This window comes from Rahnella sp. P4_A8, from assembly GCF_056402435.1.
Map to the genome: position 1 here is coordinate 1 of NZ_JBFUHK010000335.1, position 700 is coordinate 700.

Below are 700 nucleotides of genomic sequence, written 5' to 3' on the forward strand. Positions count from 1 at the left end.
CTATGTAGGATCCGAAGAAGCGATACGAGGTATTCAGGGGATCAACACCGTACAACTAATTATTACGGCGCTGGCATCAGGTCTCACTGTCGGGTTTTACACAGGAAGGGCATTACGCATCTATCTAAGATATCGTGAGTTTTTAACAACCTCAGTGGAGTCATAGCCGATGAAAACTTCCGGGGATGAAATATCTCCTCCTTATTTGCAAATGCTAACATCAATAGTTAGGTTACACGACGGCGGTATAACAGCCAAAATTGCTAATATTCAGCAATATCTTCATCATTACAGCAATGAAGTCATTCTGATGGAGTCTTTAAATCAGCTTGCTGTTAATAGCACCCGTATTGTACAAGGCGTGAACTCTTATTCTGGAAGATTTCTTCCGGCGATAATGAGTGATATTTGTGTAATACCTGTTTTAACAATTAATTATTTATACAGTGAAGCGAAAAAAATACATAATGGTGCCCAGGTTAAAGTATATGCCATCGGTCATGGTGGCGAAAAAAATTCGCTGGGTTGTATTACTGTTATGAGAATAAATAAATGAATGTCATTATTCCCTGGCTTTTATATCCATGGTTCACAGACTGGTTTCAAAGTAAAACAATAGCACTACTAATAACCATAGTGATAATTTTATTGTTGTGCTTTAAGCATCTCCGCGAAGGATATATTATAGACTGGTCTGTCC

1 protein-coding gene is annotated in these 700 nt (G+C 38.1%); it reads left to right on the forward strand.

From position 1 onward, the window contains the following. The first annotated feature begins 169 nt into the window (after nucleotides 1-169). The gene (locus tag AC1DUO_RS25835) at nucleotides 170-556 is read left to right on the forward strand and encodes a hypothetical protein (RefSeq protein WP_449632714.1); all 387 of its coding nucleotides are present in this window, start codon (nucleotides 170-172) and stop codon (nucleotides 554-556) included. Nucleotides 557-700 lie beyond the last annotated feature (144 nt).

Coding starts and splice junctions, on each gene's coding strand:
- AC1DUO_RS25835 (WP_449632714.1), top strand. CDS start 170: ATGAAAACTTCCGGGGATGAAATATCTCCTCCTTATTTGCAAATGCTA.